The sequence below is a fragment of the Pseudomonas sp. AM8 genome (assembly GCF_036346475.1).
GTDB lineage: Bacteria > Pseudomonadota > Gammaproteobacteria > Pseudomonadales > Pseudomonadaceae > Aquipseudomonas > Aquipseudomonas marginalis.
Map to the genome: position 1 here is coordinate 33,440 of NZ_JAOTNX010000005.1, position 16,173 is coordinate 49,612.

The window sequence follows — 16,173 nt, forward strand, 5'->3', positions numbered from 1 at the left end:
TTTTGCCCCGTGTCTTATAAGCACACCTCAACCCGCTCCGCTGGTAGTTCGGAAGTCATGCGGAGTCACCTATAAGAGATGCCTATGTGTTCATCGGCAGCTATAGGGGAACTACCAGAGCAGGGAGCTACGACGTTGCCTAAGTTAGTTATTTTCGATTGCGACGGTGTACTCGTCCAAAGCGAAGAGATCACCCTGTCTGTATTGATCGGCATGCTTAATGCACACGTACAGGACGGCAAGACACTGGATAGTGCGTATTTCATTGAGCACTTTCGTGGAAGAAGGATTGCCGATTGTCTGCGCGAAGCAGAACAGTTAATGGGTATTTGTTTGACTCCTCAGTTTGAAGAGGACTTCCGAGTTCGAGCGCTGGAAGCATTGACGCTTAATGTGAAAGCGACTGATGGGGTACTTGACGTATTGGAAGTGCTGGGAATTCCCTATTGCGTAGCCTCGAGTGCGCCGCGCAATAAGATCGAACAGTGTTTACGCCTTGTGGGGTTGTTGCCTTATTTCGAAAGGCGAATATTCAGTTGTTATGAATTGGGGCGTTGGAAGCCTGATCCGCTGGTGTTTTTAACGGCGTGTGAAACTTACAACGTCGAACCCTGTGATGCGCTGGTGATTGAAGACAGTGTCACAGGGATTCAAGCCGCCGTGGCAGCCACTATAAAAGTCCTGGGTTTTGGTCCGTTGTCTCGACATCGAATATTGGCCGAAGCCGGCGCGTTACCTTTTGCCGATATGCGTGAGTTACCGACCCTCATTGATCACGTTACTCAAGGAGCAAGTGTTGTGGGCACACTGGGTTATATAGAGCGACTTAAACGTAATGATCCCTGTTCGGAAGTGTGGTGGGATTCGTCGCCCGTGGTGTACGCACCGTATAAACAGCATTTGTTGGACAAGTACCCGGCAGCCGCCGCCCATATCGAACAGTTGATGCCGCAGGATCTCTCCCAGCCCTGGGGCTTCAGCAGTGTGACCACCAACCCCCGGCTGGTGACGGCGACGATCCTCGACAAGAAAGAGTACTGGTCGTCGCGTTTTAATCTGGCCAGCTTGTCTCCCGGCGAATTGCGCAAGCAACTCTACAACGAAGTGATTGCAGAGGGCGCTTCGACGCTCAAGCCGCTGTGGGTGCAATCGGCCCAGGCCGACGGCTGGATATGCGCCCAAGTCGACCCGTCGGATGTGAGGTGCAGCGAACGCATGACCGCACGAGGCCTGGAGCTGCATCGCCTGGCCGCGAATGTGATGGTCAAAGTGCCGGGCAGCCTGGAGGGTTTCGCGACGATCGAACACCTGGTGGCCCAAGGCGTTTCGGTCAATATCACGTTCTGCTTCACCGTTTCGCAATTCCATGCCGGTATCCAGGCAATAGAGCGGGGCATCGCCTGCGCCCGCCGCAATGGCGTCGACACCGGCTGTTGCAAGTATGTGATCACCTTTATGATCGGGCGTTTTTCCTGCCAGCCCGAGTTCGCCTTGCAGGCCGCCGAGCGTGGCCTGGCGCTGGGCCCGGAGGACATGCGCTGGGCCGAGCTGATGATTTACCAGCAGATCCAGGCCCTGGTCGCGGCCTCGAAGGTGCCGGTCAAGACCCTGCTTTCCAGTATCAAGGTCGACGTTGACGAACGTGGCCACAAGCACTGCTGGCACCTGGAAAAGACCGGGCTGACCACCACGTGCTACACGCTGACGCCGGAGGTGGTGGAGTTTCTGATCGAGCGTGAAAGCCACGGCAAACCGGTGGCACCCGCCTGTGAACCCCAGCAGGCGCCGGCTGAGACGTTCGCCCGGCTCATCCGCATTCCGTACTTCTGCGAAGCCTATTTCATCGACAGCATCGAGCCCTACGACTTTGGCAATCATGAGGCGTTTATCAACGCCTGCAACGAAGCCAACAGTGCGCATCGGCGCCTGACCGACTACTGCGTGCGCCTGTGCCCGGTGACGAAGCCTTTCGCACGCTCGCTCAACGCCATCCTGGCCGCTGAATACGGGGTGCTGGCATGAACAAGATGGTCGGGTTGTGGGCGCACCCGCGTTCCCGTTCCACGGTGTTGGAGCGTGTGTTTATCGAACGAGGGGATTTTGAGGTTTTCCACGAGCCGTTTGCCCATATGGCATTTTCCGCAGATTCAATGATTCCTTCGGATGAATGGGACCACAGTTTGCCCACCACGTATCAAGGTATAAAAGAGCAACTGCTCAAGGCCCGGGAAAGTACCAATGTCTTTCACAAAGACATGTGTTACCACTGCCTGGATGACTTGAAAGTTGACCGGGACTTCCTGGCGCAACAACACAATGTTTTTATTATTCGCGAGCCCGCCAGCAGCATTATTTCCCATCACCGGGTACACCCCGATATGCCCGTGCAGGCCATCGGGCATAAAGCCTTGTACGAGATATTTTGTGTGGTCACCAAACTCATCGGAAAAGTGCCTTATGTGATTAATGCCGATGACCTCGCCGCCGAGCCGGAGCGTGTCATTCGTAAACTGTGTGACTACTTGCAGATTGAATTTTTGCCCCATGCCATGACATGGAAACGTGAATGTCCACGACAGTGGAAAACCTGGAGAAGTTGGCATGTGGCGGCGGAGAACAGTGAACGCATTGCTCTGCCGGATAAACCTGCTATCGATATGGATACTTTCGATCAGTCGCCAAAATTAAAAGCCTTTTACGAATACCACCGACCCTTCTACGCACGCATGAATGAATTTTGCCAATAAGGATTGTTGTATGAAAAAGTTGATTGTCACCGGTGCGGCCAATGGGATCGGCCGGGCTACTGTGGAAAAGGCTATCCAGGCAGGTTATTTCGTTATCGGTGCCGACAAGGATGCCGAAGGCCTGCGTGCGTTACAGCGCACTTACACGGCGGATGTATTGGAAACCCATGTCGCGGACTTTTCGGATAATGCGCTGATCAAGGGTTTTATCCCTGCGCTGTACGAGCGCCACGCAACTATTCATGCATTAATCAATAACGCCGGTATTTACCACGGCAAAAGCATCTACGCCTATTCCGATGCCGAAGTGGACGAAATCCTGACTGTGAACCTCAAGGCCTTGGTCTATCTCTCCAAAGACTTCGCCGAACGGGAGATGAAACACGAGGCGCCGCGCAGCATCGTCAATATCGCCTCGGTGGCGGGCGAAGTGGGCAGCTGTGATGCCTTGTACGGCGCCACCAAGGCGGCGGTGATCGGCCTGACCAAAGCCAATGCCTGGAATTTTGCGCCGTTCGTGCGGGTTAACGCAGTGTCGCCGGCGCTGATCCACGACACCGCCATCTACGACACCATCCCTGAATACCGCCGCGCCGAGTACGCGCGCCAGGAAATCCTCAAGGAACCGATCCTGCCCGGCGGCGTCGCCGAGGTCATTTTGCTGGTGATCAGCGATGCCATGCGGCATGTCACCGGCAAGGTCATTCCGGTAGACAACGGAGCCTACCCACGATGAGCCCGTCAGCCTCCAAGAAGAAACTGCTGCTGGTGGGCGCAGGCAACCTGTGCCTGCAGATCCTGAAGATTCTCGGGCCGAAAAATGCCTTTGAATTCGTGGTGCTGGGGCGCAATGAAGACGCGACCGTGCGGCTATGCAACCTGGTGGCCCTGTCGTGTGCGCAGTTGGGGCACTGCATCACGATCAAGCCGGTGATCGCCGACCTCACCGATATCGACCGGGTCACCCAGGTGCTGCGTGCAGAGGCGCCGGACCTGGTGGTGAACTGCGCGTCGTTGCAGTCGTGGCGTGTGATCACCGGGTTGCCCAGGCTCTCGTTCGAGCAACTCGACCAGGCGCAGTTCGGCCCCTGGCTGCCCATGCACCTGACGCTGATGCATCACTTGATGCAGGCGGTGAAAGCCTCCGGTATCGCGGCCAGGACGGTCAACGCGGCCTTTCCCGATGCGGTCAACCCGATCCTGGCCAGGGTCGGGCTGGCGCCGGATATTGGCGTGGGCAATGTCGCCAACCTGATCCCGGCGCTGCGATTTTCCATCGCGCGGCTGCTGGAGTGTGCGCCTGCCGATGTGCAGGTGTGCCTGTATGCCCAGCACTATTTCAGCCACTACGTGCCGCGCGGCGGCTTGCCCCCGCGTGCCAGCTACCGCTTGTTGCATGAGGTGCGCGACCGCCCGGCCGCGGCCCACCTGCCGGCCGAAGCGATTTTTTCCACGGTTAAATCCGAGTTCCGCCGCCTGGGCGGTATCGATGGGCAGTTCCTCACGGCGTGCTCGGCCGTCACCGTGATCGAAGGGTTGTTTTCGCCCACGCCGGTGCTGGTGCACGCGCCCGGCCCGCTGGGGTTGCCGGGCGGCTATCCGGTGTGGTTGCAGGAGGGGCAGATCAAGGTGCAGTTCAGCGCCGACTGCCCCCAGGACGAAGCGGTGCGCATCAATACCATCTGCCAGAGCCAGGATGGCATCGATGAGATTCATTGCGATGGCTCGGTCACCTATAACCCGCAATGCATGGCCGTGATGCAGGCGATGCTGGGGTACTCGAAGAAAACCATGTCCATCGAACAGTCCGCCGAGTTTGCCCACGAGCTGTCGAGCAAATACCTGTCTTTCAAACATTCAACCTGGTAGGTGTGTGATGAATCAAATGTCGCGGCACAAGCACAGCGAAGTCGCCAGTTACGCCACGCAATACTCGAAAAAATTCGTCGAACGCTGGGATGACTTGATCGATTGGGACAAAAGAAAGTCGGGGGAGAACGGGTTCTTTGAAAACCTGCTGAAGCAGCACGGCGTGAAGTCGGTGATCGACGTCTCCACGGGCAGTGGTTTTCATGCGGTCCAGCTTAAGCAGGCGGGGTTCGATGTCGTCGCCACGGACGGCAGCAGCACGATGTTGACCAAGGCCCGGGAGAATTTTCGGCAACGCGGGTTGGCGATCGAATCGCACTACCGGGATTGGCAGGCCCTCGATCCCGCCGAACTGGGGCGCTTCGATGCTGTGGTGTGCCTGGGCAGTTCGCTGTGCCATGTGTTTGCAGCCCATGAACGGCTGGAGGTGCTGGAGAGATTCAGGGCATTGCTCAATCCGGGCGGCTTGCTGATTGTGGATCAACGTAACTTCTTTGCCATTCGCGCAGGCAAGTTCAAATCCAGCGGTCATTACTATTACTGCGGCACGCAGGCATCCGTCGGCCTGGGGCAGGTGGATGAACACGTGTGTGAGTTCATCTACTCGTTCGATAACGCCGAGCAGTATCGGTTGCAGGTCTATCCGCTGTTGCCGGGCGAGTTGAAGGGGGAGGTGCTCAAGTCCGGATTTTGCGCCCATGAGAGTTACGGGGATTTCCAGCGTGACTACGACATGATGAATTGTGATTTTGTCATCCACACGGCACGCGCCGTTTAAGGAGCACCTGATGAGCACACTGGTACAGAGTAGCGCGCGCCCGTTGGACAGCGTCGTGCTGGCGGTGGTGTTGACCGGGTTCGTGGCCAGTACCTACGGGTTTGGCGTCTACCTGTTCGCCAACCTGGTGGTGGACATGCGCCGCGACATCGGTTTCGACTACACCACGGTGGGCCTGATCACCGGCGGTGCGCAGATCGGCTTCCTGCTGTTTTCATCGGTCACCAGTTACATCAGTCGTTTTTTCGAAGGCTGGAAGATCAGCCTGGTGTCGACGCTGATGACCTCCCTGGCGCTGTTGGGGCTGAGTGTCAGCAACAGTATCTGGCTGTCCGGGGCGCTGTTGATTTTGCTCGGCGGCTGCTCGGCCTCGGTGTACATCCCGTTGGCGGAGATTGTCACCAAGGGTTTCAGCCCGGGTAATCGCTCGCGGGTCATGGGGCTGATTTCCAGCGGCACCAGCTACGGCGTGTTCATCAATGGCTTGCTGGTGTCGTTCCTTACCCTGCAGGGTGGCTGGCGCTCGATCTGGCTCACCGCGGGCCTGATCTCGGTGGCCCTGTGCGTGGTGGCCTGGTTTCTGCTGCGCAACCTGGTGGCGGACAAGGACGCCGGTTTTTCCGGGCCGCGTTCGACGGCGTTCGAGAGTCATGCACCTTGGTTGAGTCGCTCGCTGTACCTGACCTGGGCCATTGCGTTTTTGAATGGGATGGCGCTGTTGCCGTTCCAGACTTACCTGGCTCCGTTCCTGCGGGACGAGTTGGGGGTGTCGGTACAGGACGCCGGGTTTGTCTGGACCACCATTGGCGCGGTGGGCATGGCCTCGGGCTTTCTGGTGGGGTGGATCGCCGACAAGGTGGGCGTCAGGGCGTCGCTGGCCATGTGCTTCTTGAGTGCGGGGCTGGCCGCCACCCTGGTGTTCAGTTTCAACAGCCTCCCGCTGTTCTACCTGGCGGCATTTTTGTTTGCCCTGGCGTTCTACCCCATCTTCGGGCTTGTCCCCAGCTACATCGGGCAAATCGTGCCGGTCAGCCGACTGACCCAGGCATTCGGCATTGCCAATGTGCTAATCGGCCTGGGGGGTGTGTGCGGTAACTTCCTGGGCGGTTTTTCCAAGGACCTGACCGGCTCGTTCGCGACCGTCTACTGGGTGGTTGCGCTGTTGCTGTTCGTGCAATGCGTGATGGTATTCCTGTTGGGTAAACCGCCTGTGGCGGTGACGGAGGGTGAGCGGCCATGAGTCATTTTGCGGAACGTCCAGAACGGAATCTGCATGCGTTTGCGTTCAGCCATCTCGTCGCGGAACGCTCGCGTATGGGGCAAAAGCCCTTGGTCATCTGGATGACGGGCATCTCGGCGGCCGGCAAGTCGACGATTGCCGATGCGCTGGACAGGGCCTTGCAGGCACAGGGGCGCTTGACCTGCATCATTGACGGCGACTCGGTGCGCGGCGGCCTGTGCCGCGACCTGGGTTTTACCGACAGCGACCGCGATGAAAATATCCGGCGGGTCGCCGAAGTGGCGCGCTTGATGCTGGACGCAGGGCTGGTGGTGATCGTGGCGCTGATCTCACCGTCGGCGGCCAGCCGGCATTACGCGCGCGCCATTGTCGGCAATGAGCATTTTGTCGAGGTGCATGTGGATGCGCCGCTGGAAACGGCGGAGCAACGTGACCCTAAGGGCTTGTACAAAAAAGCCCGCCTGGGGTTGATCCAACACTTCACCGGGATTGATTCGGACTACGACGTGCCGATCTTTCCGGAAGTGCACGTGGACACCCAGGCGCTGTCTGTCGAACAGTCTGTCGCGACTATTCTCGATTGGATGGCCCGCAACGACGAGCGCACATAGCCGCTGGTCTTTGCGCCGCGGTGGCGGTGCCTGCACCTTAGGAAAACAAGGTAATCTGCGCCATCGCAGGCATACCGCGTTTTTTCAGGAGCAGGCATGACGCATTTCACCGGCACTGCAAAATCCATCCGCCTGATCGGCGGGGCCCAGGTGTTGGACTTCATCAATACCACCAACGGCCGCCGCCCTGGGTCGCCGCTCAAAGTCATGGAAGAGCGGCTTACCAGTTTTCAGTTTTTCTTTGAATGGGCGCTGCACGCCTCGTTGATCTCCGCCCAGGAGTTCGCTGAATACAAGGCCATGGTGTTTGAGTCGCCTATTTCCTACCAGCCGGATCTGGACGCCATCATTGCGTTCCGCGAATGCCTGTATGCCGTGTTTTACCCGTTGTCCTTGCGCCAGGCTGCGGCCGATGACGCCTTGCAGCAGATCAACCTGAATTTCCAGCAAGGCACCGCCTGGCGGGTGCTGCGCATGGTTGATGGGACACCGGCCTGGGCGTGGAAAACCTGCACCTCTGCTCAGGAACTGAGTGCAATGTTGATCGGGCGCCTGGCGATCGAGGCCACGCAGTTGCTGGTGTCCGGTGATCTTCGCGTGCTGAAGTGCTGCACGGCCACCGACTGTGATTGGCTATTCCTGGATATCTCCAAGAACAAACTGCGCAAATGGTGCCAGATGAGCGTGTGCGGCAGCCGGGAGAAATTGAGTCGCCTTAAACAGGCGCTTTAGTTTCCAGGCAGTGGCGCGGTCGACGGGTAGCAATTGCTCCACTTAATAGGAAGCATTACTATTCACGCCCCGCCTCCCCAGTGCTCCCGCGATGATCCCTCAGCCGCCCCGCAGAACAGGCTTTTTCGAGCACTACGAAGAGTTGATCGGCACCTGGACACGCCGCCTGAGAAACCGTCAGCAGGCCGAGGACCTGGCCCACGACACCTTTGTGAGAGTGCTGGAGACAACCGCCTCCCAGGTAGAGCAACCGCGCGCTTATCTGCATCAAACTGCGCGAAATATCGCCGTGGACGCCTACCGACGCGAAGACCGGCGGGAAGCCATGGCGTTGGAAGCCTTTGATCAGAGCCAGCCCCACGGCGGTGACCCGGAGCATTTCATGCACGCGATCCAGCTCGCGGACTCCATCGAGCGGGCATTGGCCGAGTTGCCGCTCAACTGCCGCAGGATCTTTATCTGGCAGAAGATCGAGGGCCTGACCCAGCAGGAGATCGCCGAGCGCCTGGGCTTGTCCAAGAACATGGTGGAAAAGTATATGATCCGCACCCTGCGGCATTTGCGTGACCGCCTGGATGCGATGGCCCCATGACACACGCTCGCTCTGAAACAGGACCTTCCATGATGGATAACCGTGCCCGCGACGAAGCCGCGCAATGGTTTGTACGCCTGCAAGACGCTGGGTTGGACGCCACCGAGCGCGAGCGTTTCGATGTGTGGCGCAATGAAAAGCCCGAGCACCAATATGAATTCGATGTGCTGCAAGGCCTGTGGGGCGCCGCCGACCTGGTGCCCAAGGCCCGCTTGCAGGCGTTGGGCGAGGCGCCGGCCGAGCGTCCAAAACGTCGTGGCGTGTTGCGTTACGCCGTCGCCGCCAGTGTGGTCGCCGTGGCCTTGGGGCTCGGCTTGTTCAGCGGCCTTGATCATCCGAAGCCCTACCGGGCCGATTTCAGCACGCGCCTGGGTGAGCATCGCCAGGTGGCATTGCCCGACGGCTCGATGATGGATTTGAACAGCCGCAGTGTTGTCTCGGTGCACTACGAAAAAGGCCGCCGCAGTATTGAACTCAAGCAGGGCGAGGCCATGTTCAATGTCGAGCATGACAGCAGCCGTCCCTTTGTGGTCGCCGCCGGTGCAGGGCAGGTGACGGTCACCGGCACGCGCTTTGATGTGCGTCGCGATGATGACCAGACCCGTGTGGTGGTCGAGGCCGGTACGGTGAAGGTGCAAGGGCGCTCACCGAACGAGGGGGTGACGCTGACGGCGGGGCTGGGAACCCATATCAATGACCAAGGCTTGGTGGCAGCGTCCTACGCAGTGAATGCCGAGGAACTGACGGCCTGGCGCAGCGGCAAACTGGTGTTCAACAACGCATCCCTGGGTGAAGTCGCCCGTGAGGTGTCGCGTTATCGCGAGCGCCCGTTGCGCGTCAGCACACCCGCCGTTGGCAACCTGCGACTGACCAGTGTGTTCAAGGCCAATGACACCGATGCCTTGCTCAAGGCCTTGCCCCATATCCTGCCCGTGGCCCTGAGGACCCTGCCGGATGGCAGCCAGGAAATTATTTCACGCTGAGATTCAGGTTTTTTCCGAGTTCTTCGTCTTCTCCTGCAGCTGCAACTGGTTTGCATTAACAGCCGCATACTCTTGCGATTACAGGACTGGGGTCGACGTGAAAAAATGTGCCGTTCACAACAATAAAATCTCCCGCTGGGCGCCGCTTGCCCTTGCGCTTGCTGTCAGTGCCGCAGTGCCGGCGGCCTATGCTGGCGACGCTATCCATATCCAGGCCCAACCCCTGGGGAGCGCGCTGAGCCAACTGGGGCAGCAGACGTCCCTGCAAGTGTTTTTCAGCCCCGACCTGGTCGCCGGCAAGCAGGCCCCCGCAGTAGATGGCAACCTGTCGGCGGAACAGGCCCTGCGCCAATTGCTGCAAGGCAGTGGCCTGGACTATCAGATCGACGCCGGTTCCGTGACCCTGCGCCCGCTCGGCAGCGGCGCCGGTGACGCCGGTTCGCCCCTGGAACTGGGTGCCACCGACATCAGGGTGGTCGGCGACTGGCTTGGGGATGCCAATGCCGAAGTGGTGCAGAACCACCCGGGCGCGCGTACGGTGATTCGCCGCGAAGCCATGGTGGAGCAGGGCGCGATGAATGTCGGTGATGTGCTGCGTCGTATGCCTGGGGTCCAGGTGCAGGAATCCAACGGCACAGGTGGCAGCGATATTTCCCTCAATGTCGGCGTACGCGGGCTGACATCACGTCTGTCGCCACGCTCCACCGTGCTGATCGACGGGGTGCCGGCGGCATTCGCGCCCTATGGCCAGCCACAACTGTCGATGGCGCCGATTTCCGCCGGCAACCTGGACAGCATCGACGTGGTACGCGGCGCCGGTTCCGTGCGTTATGGGCCACAGAACGTCGGTGGCGTGATCAACTTCGTGACCCGCGCGATCCCCGAGAAATTCTCCGGTGAAGTCGGCACCACCCTGCAAACTTCCGCCCATGGTGGCTGGAAGCACATCGAGAGCGCTTTTATCGGCGGCACTGCCGAAAACGGCATCGGCGCTGCGCTGTTGTACTCCGGAGTGAATGGCAACGGTTACCGCAACAGCAACAACGGCAACGACATCGACGACGTGATCTTCAAGACCCACTGGGCGCCGACCGACCAGGACGACTTCTCGCTGAACTTCCATTACTACGATGCCAGCGCCGACATGCCCGGCGGGCTGACCCAGAAACAGTTCGATGCCAACCCGTACCAGTCGGTGCGCGATTGGGACAATTTCAGCGGGCGCCGCAAGGACGTGTCCTTCAAGTACATCCGGCAAATCGACGACCGGACCCAGGCCGAAGTGCTGACTTATTATTCCGACAGTTTCCGCGGCAGTAACATCGCTAACCGCGACCTCGCGACCCTCGGGTCCTACCCGCGCACCTACTACACCTTCGGCATCGAGCCGCGGGTGTCCCATGTATTCGACGTGGGCCCCAGCACCCAGGAAGTCAGCGTCGGTTACCGCTACCTCAAGGAAGGCATGCATGAGCAGGCCACCAGTCTGAACCTGATCAACAACGTGCCGACGCCGGGTGGCCGCAGCGATGGTCACGTCTACCAGGATCGCACCGGTGGCACCGAGGCCAACGCCTTCTATGTGGACAACAAGATCGATATCGGCAAGTGGACCGTCACCCCGGGCATCCGTTTTGAAGACATCCGCACCGAATGGCACGACCGTCCGGTCATCCCCCTTACGGGGCCCCGCACCCAGGAAAAACGCCGCGAGGTCCATAGCCAGGAACCGCTGCCGGCCCTGAGCGTGATGTACCACCTTTCCGATGCGTGGAAATTGTTCGCCAACTACGAAACCTCCTTCGGCAGCCTGCAGTACTTCCAACTCGGACAAGGCGGCAGCGGCGACCAGACCGCCAGCGGCCTGAACCCGGAAAAAGCCAAGACCTATGAGGTCGGTACGCGCTACAGCGACAGTGTGTGGGGCGGGGAACTCACGTATTTCTACATCGACTTCTCGGATGAGCTGCAATACGTCAGCAATGCCGTGGGCTGGACCAACCTTGGCGCCACCAAGCACACCGGCATCGAAGCGTCGGCCCACTATGACTTGTCGAACCTGGACCCTCGCCTGGACGGCCTGACCGCCAACGCCGGCTTCACCTACACCAAGGCTACCGCCGAAGGTGACGTACCGTTCAAAGGGCGCGACCTGCCACTGTATTCCCGGGAAGTGGCAACCCTGGGCCTGCGCTACGACGTCAACCACTGGACCCACAACCTGGATGTGTACGCCCAGTCCGGACAGCGTGCACCGGGTACCACCAGCACCTACATTACCCAGGGCAGCGCCGATGGGCAGTACGGTGATATCCCGGGCTATGTCTCGGTCAACGTGCGCAGTGGCTACGACTTTGGCGAACAACTGTCGAACCTGAAGCTGGGGGTGGGGGTGAAAAACGTCTTTGACCAGCAGCACTACACCCGCTCCAGCGACAACAATGCCGGGCTGTACCTGGGCGAGCCGCGTACGTTTTTTGTACAGGCCAGCGTCGGGTTCTGACCTTTATCGGTTTGGAAAAGTCGCAGTCTTGCAAGAGGCTGCGATCGTTTGTCCTGTTTCTTACATCCTCGCAGTGCATATTGCGGCTGGTTCAGGAACCGTTTCCGACAGAAGTGCCACACATGGGAAAGCTAAAGGGCTTCGACGTTGCGTTGGAGCGGCAAGCTTAAGATCGCGCCCACTGTAATGGAGAAAACTATGTCGGTATTGGTGTCCGATACACAGGCCTCTACCTCATCAACCTCTGACCTTTTGCAGGCCACTTCCAGGCCTGAGGTCAAAGCCCCTCGGCCAGCAACTGCCCCCAACGGCCAAGCGGCTGCAAACGTCAGCTTCCTGCCTCGGGAAAACCAGAGGGGGCCCGTGTTCGGCGCGCCCTCTTCGCAGGCCCCCCGTCAGAGTGCTGCTGACAACGTGATGCGTCACTCCAGCGAGCCGGCCAGGCAGGGCCTGATGGATACGGTCAGACACTGGGTGAGCCCTTGGTTTGCCTGGCATCGCCCACAACCAGGTCCTGGCTACTGCAATCCGCCGCCGAGGCCGAATCCTGGCTGCAGCAATCCGCCGCCACGCCCCGATCCTACCGTGGGTAAGCCGTATCCGCCCGCGCCGGGCTGGCCTGATCCGACGTACTCGCTGAAAAGCAATGACGAGTTGGCGCAACAGTTACGTGACAATTTCAATGCCTTCAGGGACCGCAGCAACCCTGGGTATGTCAGCGTTGACAGTATCTATGGGATGGCGAAAAAAACCTGGTCTCCCAATCCGGTCACGAACGCGAACATTCGCCTGGCCAACGAGTTGCTGCGACGTCCGGAACTGATGAGCGCCCTGGACCGGCACTCCTCCACCGGTGCATTGGATGGCCTGATCGACCGGCAAAATGTGAACATCGTGGTCAAGGGGGAAAACTACTTCAAGTACAAGACCGACAAGGAAATGGCCGGTGAAATGCTTGAGCATTTCGACGAGTTGAAACGTAATCCCTGGGACCGGGAGCTGAGCTTCAACCACCTGAGGAGCCTGGCGGCCCAGGAGCAGACAGGCGATTCGCCCATGGATCATCTGATCCAGCTGTCCCAGGAGATACTCAAGCGCAGTGACGTGTTGAGGAAAATGGACAATCTCGCCGGTCGTGATAATGACGGCCGGATCAGCTGGCAAGCGCTTTACCTGCTTTCCCGCTGACCGTCCGCCAGGCGCCGCCGCTGAATGACGGTGCCTGGCTCAATTTTGTCAGGAACTGTTTACGCCGACTGACCAAGTCGTTCATAGGCACCGGCCTTGATCAAACCGGTCGGCTTTCAGATTCCGTGTGGAGAGCTAGCAAATGACGTCAAGCTCGTTTCACCCGCCCCAGCCCAGCTGTCATGAGCTCTTTCGCAATACGGATGATGGCGATCCGACTGTGCCCACGGGTGCCATCGTGGCGCAAGAGCCCCCGGCCCTGGCCGATGTGCATGCTGTCGAAGCCAGGCGCATGAGGGCTTTCGCCGGTCAGTGCCAATTCCAGGCGCCGGTCGAGGAAGACTTTTCCCGGGGCATGCTCGCGACCGGGCAGATGGCGAGTGACGACGCCAAGCCCCCCAAGCACTCCAGGCTGATCAATAGCCTGACGACCTGGTTGCGTCGGTAAGGGTGGGAATCACCGTACCTTCTGGTCGTTGTTTACATGCTGTCATTGGTATTCATCGGTTGTCCGGAACTGTTGTGTTTGTCCAACCACACATGGGGTGCTTGCCGGTGGAATCCATTCGCTGATTCCGTCTGGGGGTGGTGATCACCGGGCAGGTATGTATCGGAAACGCGTTGGAGAAAACCCATGACGATCGAGGGTGTACCCCCTCATGGTCTGCCCTTGGCACTGGACGAGCCGGCTTTACGGTCTACAGTGCCAGCGCCGCTCACGCCCTCTGAAACCTGGCAGGGGGCTGTTCCTGCGCGCCTCGACGGCGTGTCGCGGGTGCCTCTGGTGCTGCGCGGGACAATGTCGGTGCTGCGACAGCGAGCGCTGCAGAACCTGCCCGCTGCTACGCGCGCGAACCTCGCCCAGCCCGGCGTAACATCCACCGACAGCCAACTGGCGTTGGCCCTGGAAAAAGATTTTGGCAGGCTGTACCCCTTCCTGAACGACGGGCGTTTGACCTGCTCGTCATTGCAGCGTGTTGCAGACGAACGTATGGGGAAAAGCGAGGAGTTGGACCGGGCGATTCAAGTGGTCAGCGAGATTCTCAAGCGCCCGCGGTTGAGCGATGCAATTTTGAGTTGCGACGGCGATATCACCCGGGACAGTCTCAGGGCGGCAGCCCAAACGCTACAGGGGAACAGCTCGCCAAGTGTGTTCAGCCAGGACCCGTTCCATGCCCAGGGCAATACCCAGGTGGTGCTGGCCCTGCAGGGCCAGTTCGAACAATTGAGGGATAAATCGCAGGATCGGACGTTTTTCTTTGAACAACACCAGTACGTTGAAATCGCCATGCTCAAGGCCGTCATGCAGGACCCGCATGCCGTTGATCAAGAGGGTGCGCCTGTGCTGGATCCTTCCTCCGGCATGCCCCGGCCCAGGTACAGCGAGCTCTGTGTCTACACGACGAAGAACATTCTTGAGCGGCCTGGTCTGCTGCCTTCGCTGATACGTGCGAACGGCACACGATTGTTTGGTCTGCCGCAAAAAGACGGCTGGCTCAGTAACAAAAGCCTCGAGCGTTGGCTGGAACAGGACAAGGCCCGCAAAGCGCGCTGATGTGCGGGGTTCATACCTTGAGGACCTTGCCGCTCAGGGACACACCGGCGAGTAGCACTGCGATCAGCACAAAGGCACTGCTCAGGCTGCTGCCATGGGCAATGAAGCCAATCACTGCGGGGCCGGCAAGAATCCCGGCATACCCCAAGGTCGTGATGGCAGGCACGGCAATATGTTCCGGCATCACCGTTTGCTTGCCGACGGCGGTGTACAGCACCGGTACGATATTCGAACAACCGGCACCTACCAGCGCATACCCCAGCAATGCGGTTTCCCAGGCTGGCAATAACGTTGCCAGCAACATGCCAGCAGTGGCCAGTGCACCACCGATCACAATCACACGGGTCGCGCCCAGGCGCCGCACGATGGCATCGCCGGTCAGGCGCCCGGCAGTCATGGTCAGGGCGAAGGCTGCGTAACCCAGGCCGGCGTAAGCTTCGTCCAGACCGCGTTCGGCACTGAGGAACACGGCGCTCCAATCCAGTACGGCGCCTTCTGCCAAAAACACGATAAAGCACAGACAGCCGATGAACAGTACTACGCCGTGGGGGATCGCAAATGCCGGACCCGAACTTTCACTGCCATAGGGCAACAAATGGGGCCCGGCCTTGAGCAGCGCCAGTGCCATGATGACGATCACCACCAGGGTCGCCTGCAGAGGTGACAGACCCAACCCCAGCAGCCCGGCAACCCCGGCCGCGCCGACGATCCCTCCCAGGCTGAACAAGCCGTGGAAGCCCGACATCATGGTTTTGCCACTGGCACGCTCAACAATCACCGCTTGCAGGTTCACCGTGGAGTCCACCGTGCCAAGGCCCGCGCCAAACAGGAACAATCCGGCGATGAGTAACGGAATCGAGCTGACCGTGGCCAGCATGGGCAAGGCCAGGCAGATCATGATCGTGCCGGCGCTCAGCACGCGTCGGCAGCCATAACGAGACGCCAGCGCACCGGCGGCCGGCATGGCGATGATAGACCCCACCCCCAGGCACAACAGCAGCAGGCCCAGAGTGCCTTCACTCAGTTCGGCGCGCGCTTTGGCGTATGGCACCAACGGCGCCCAGGCAGCAATGCCGAAGCCGGCGATGAAAAATGCGATACGGGTCGACATTTGTTCCAGCCGCCCGGGAACCACGGGTGCTGAGGTGGGGATGGCAGTCATGAAAAAATCCTTGGTTTTGCGTTCAGCGAACGATGTCCGGCGCGACATCCTTGCACATCAGGCCTTGGGGGGCGAGCCGGGTTCCCCCCCGAGATCAGCGGCGATGAGTTTTTTTGCAATTCTGGAACGCCATGGGCGTTGGCAACCACACACGGAGTGTCTTTGCGGAAGGCGTTCTGGAAGGTGTGTAATCCCTGTGGGAGCTGGTGAACC

General features: G+C 59.5%; 15 protein-coding genes and 1 pseudogene. 15 read left to right on the forward strand and 1 reads right to left on the reverse strand.

The features are described 5' to 3' along the window. Nucleotides 1–84: 84 nt before the first annotated feature. The 15 genes and pseudogenes from V3W40_RS13860 to V3W40_RS13930 form a co-directional block, all read left to right on the forward strand. Nucleotides 85–675, forward strand: a pseudogene (locus V3W40_RS13860) (HAD family hydrolase); the annotation flags it as partial. A 123-nt stretch (nucleotides 676–798) separates the two neighbouring features. Continuing rightward, entirely contained in the window at nucleotides 799–2,022 is a 1,224-nt protein-coding gene (locus tag V3W40_RS13865; protein WP_065947056.1) for a transaldolase family protein, read from the forward strand. Beyond that, nucleotides 2,019–2,747 carry a sulfotransferase family protein gene (locus tag V3W40_RS13870; protein ID WP_065926914.1) on the forward strand — a complete coding sequence of 243 codons (729 nt, stop codon included), beginning with the start codon at nucleotides 2,019–2,021 and terminating at the stop codon, nucleotides 2,745–2,747. The genes V3W40_RS13865 and V3W40_RS13870 overlap by 4 nt, the downstream gene beginning before the upstream one ends. A 10-nt stretch (nucleotides 2,748–2,757) precedes the next feature. Next, the gene (locus tag V3W40_RS13875) at nucleotides 2,758–3,483 is read left to right on the forward strand and encodes an SDR family oxidoreductase (protein ID WP_027603118.1); all 726 of its coding nucleotides are present in this window, start codon (nucleotides 2,758–2,760) and stop codon (nucleotides 3,481–3,483) included. Next, entirely contained in the window at nucleotides 3,480–4,616 is a 1,137-nt protein-coding gene (locus V3W40_RS13880) for a hypothetical protein (protein WP_137212933.1), read from the forward strand. Before V3W40_RS13875 ends, V3W40_RS13880 begins: the two co-directional genes overlap by 4 nt. Nucleotides 4,617–4,623: 7 nt before the next feature. Beyond that, nucleotides 4,624–5,394, forward strand: coding sequence for a class I SAM-dependent methyltransferase (locus V3W40_RS13885; RefSeq protein WP_330215166.1), 771 nt, complete (start codon nucleotides 4,624–4,626; stop codon nucleotides 5,392–5,394). 10 nt (nucleotides 5,395–5,404) lie between these two features. Further along, a complete protein-coding gene (locus V3W40_RS13890) occupies nucleotides 5,405–6,634 on the forward strand; it encodes an MFS transporter (protein WP_065926918.1) in 1,230 nt (409 codons plus the stop codon). After that, entirely contained in the window at nucleotides 6,631–7,245 is a 615-nt protein-coding gene (gene cysC, locus V3W40_RS13895) for an adenylyl-sulfate kinase (protein WP_065947061.1), read from the forward strand. Before V3W40_RS13890 ends, cysC begins: the two co-directional genes overlap by 4 nt. A gap of 96 nt (nucleotides 7,246–7,341) precedes the next feature. Continuing rightward, nucleotides 7,342–7,977 (forward strand): CGNR zinc finger domain-containing protein, encoded by a 636-nt coding sequence (locus V3W40_RS13900; RefSeq protein WP_330215167.1) that lies wholly within the window; start codon nucleotides 7,342–7,344, stop codon nucleotides 7,975–7,977. Nucleotides 7,978–8,068: 91 nt separating this feature from the next. Then, nucleotides 8,069–8,569 (forward strand): sigma-70 family RNA polymerase sigma factor, encoded by a 501-nt coding sequence (locus tag V3W40_RS13905; protein ID WP_065926921.1) that lies wholly within the window; start codon nucleotides 8,069–8,071, stop codon nucleotides 8,567–8,569. A 29-nt stretch (nucleotides 8,570–8,598) separates the two neighbouring features. Continuing rightward, nucleotides 8,599–9,552 carry a FecR family protein gene (locus V3W40_RS13910; protein ID WP_065947062.1) on the forward strand — a complete coding sequence of 318 codons (954 nt, stop codon included), beginning with the start codon at nucleotides 8,599–8,601 and terminating at the stop codon, nucleotides 9,550–9,552. A 97-nt stretch (nucleotides 9,553–9,649) separates the two neighbouring features. Beyond that, nucleotides 9,650–12,055 carry a TonB-dependent siderophore receptor gene (locus V3W40_RS13915; RefSeq protein WP_330215168.1) on the forward strand — a complete coding sequence of 802 codons (2,406 nt, stop codon included), beginning with the start codon at nucleotides 9,650–9,652 and terminating at the stop codon, nucleotides 12,053–12,055. A gap of 198 nt (nucleotides 12,056–12,253) precedes the next feature. Next, on the forward strand, nucleotides 12,254–13,243 hold the full coding sequence (locus tag V3W40_RS13920) for a type III secretion effector protein (RefSeq protein ID WP_330215169.1): 990 nt from the start codon (nucleotides 12,254–12,256) through the stop codon (nucleotides 13,241–13,243). 238 nt (nucleotides 13,244–13,481) lie between these two features. Further along, nucleotides 13,482–13,691, forward strand: a complete 210-nt coding sequence (locus V3W40_RS13925) for a type III secretion effector protein (RefSeq protein ID WP_330215170.1) — start codon at nucleotides 13,482–13,484, stop codon at nucleotides 13,689–13,691. Between the two features lie 186 nt (nucleotides 13,692–13,877). After that, nucleotides 13,878–14,798 (forward strand): type III secretion protein, encoded by a 921-nt coding sequence (locus tag V3W40_RS13930; protein ID WP_330215171.1) that lies wholly within the window; start codon nucleotides 13,878–13,880, stop codon nucleotides 14,796–14,798. Nucleotides 14,799–14,808: 10 nt separating this feature from the next. Here the strand turns inward: V3W40_RS13930 and V3W40_RS13935 are convergent, their stop codons facing one another. Further along, complete coding sequence (locus tag V3W40_RS13935; protein ID WP_027603128.1) at nucleotides 14,809–15,960, reverse strand: MFS transporter; 1,152 nt, start codon at nucleotides 15,958–15,960, stop codon at nucleotides 14,809–14,811. Nucleotides 15,961–16,173: the final 213 nt, after the last annotated feature.

Excerpts from the sequence above, each read along its gene's own strand:
- V3W40_RS13905 (WP_065926921.1), top strand. The coding sequence starts at position 8,069 with ATGATCCCTCAGCCGCCCCGCAGAACAGGCTTTTTCGAGCACTACGAA.
- V3W40_RS13880 (WP_137212933.1), top strand. The coding sequence starts at position 3,480 with ATGAGCCCGTCAGCCTCCAAGAAGAAACTGCTGCTGGTGGGCGCAGGC.
- V3W40_RS13890 (WP_065926918.1), top strand. The coding sequence starts at position 5,405 with ATGAGCACACTGGTACAGAGTAGCGCGCGCCCGTTGGACAGCGTCGTG.
- V3W40_RS13885 (WP_330215166.1), top strand. The coding sequence starts at position 4,624 with ATGAATCAAATGTCGCGGCACAAGCACAGCGAAGTCGCCAGTTACGCC.
- V3W40_RS13920 (WP_330215169.1), top strand. The coding sequence starts at position 12,254 with ATGTCGGTATTGGTGTCCGATACACAGGCCTCTACCTCATCAACCTCT.
- V3W40_RS13870 (WP_065926914.1), top strand. The coding sequence starts at position 2,019 with ATGAACAAGATGGTCGGGTTGTGGGCGCACCCGCGTTCCCGTTCCACG.
- cysC (WP_065947061.1), top strand. The coding sequence starts at position 6,631 with ATGAGTCATTTTGCGGAACGTCCAGAACGGAATCTGCATGCGTTTGCG.
- V3W40_RS13910 (WP_065947062.1), top strand. The coding sequence starts at position 8,599 with ATGATGGATAACCGTGCCCGCGACGAAGCCGCGCAATGGTTTGTACGC.
- V3W40_RS13900 (WP_330215167.1), top strand. The coding sequence starts at position 7,342 with ATGACGCATTTCACCGGCACTGCAAAATCCATCCGCCTGATCGGCGGG.
- V3W40_RS13930 (WP_330215171.1), top strand. The coding sequence starts at position 13,878 with ATGACGATCGAGGGTGTACCCCCTCATGGTCTGCCCTTGGCACTGGAC.
- V3W40_RS13875 (WP_027603118.1), top strand. The coding sequence starts at position 2,758 with ATGAAAAAGTTGATTGTCACCGGTGCGGCCAATGGGATCGGCCGGGCT.
- V3W40_RS13935 (WP_027603128.1), bottom strand. The coding sequence starts at position 15,960 with ATGACTGCCATCCCCACCTCAGCACCCGTGGTTCCCGGGCGGCTGGAA.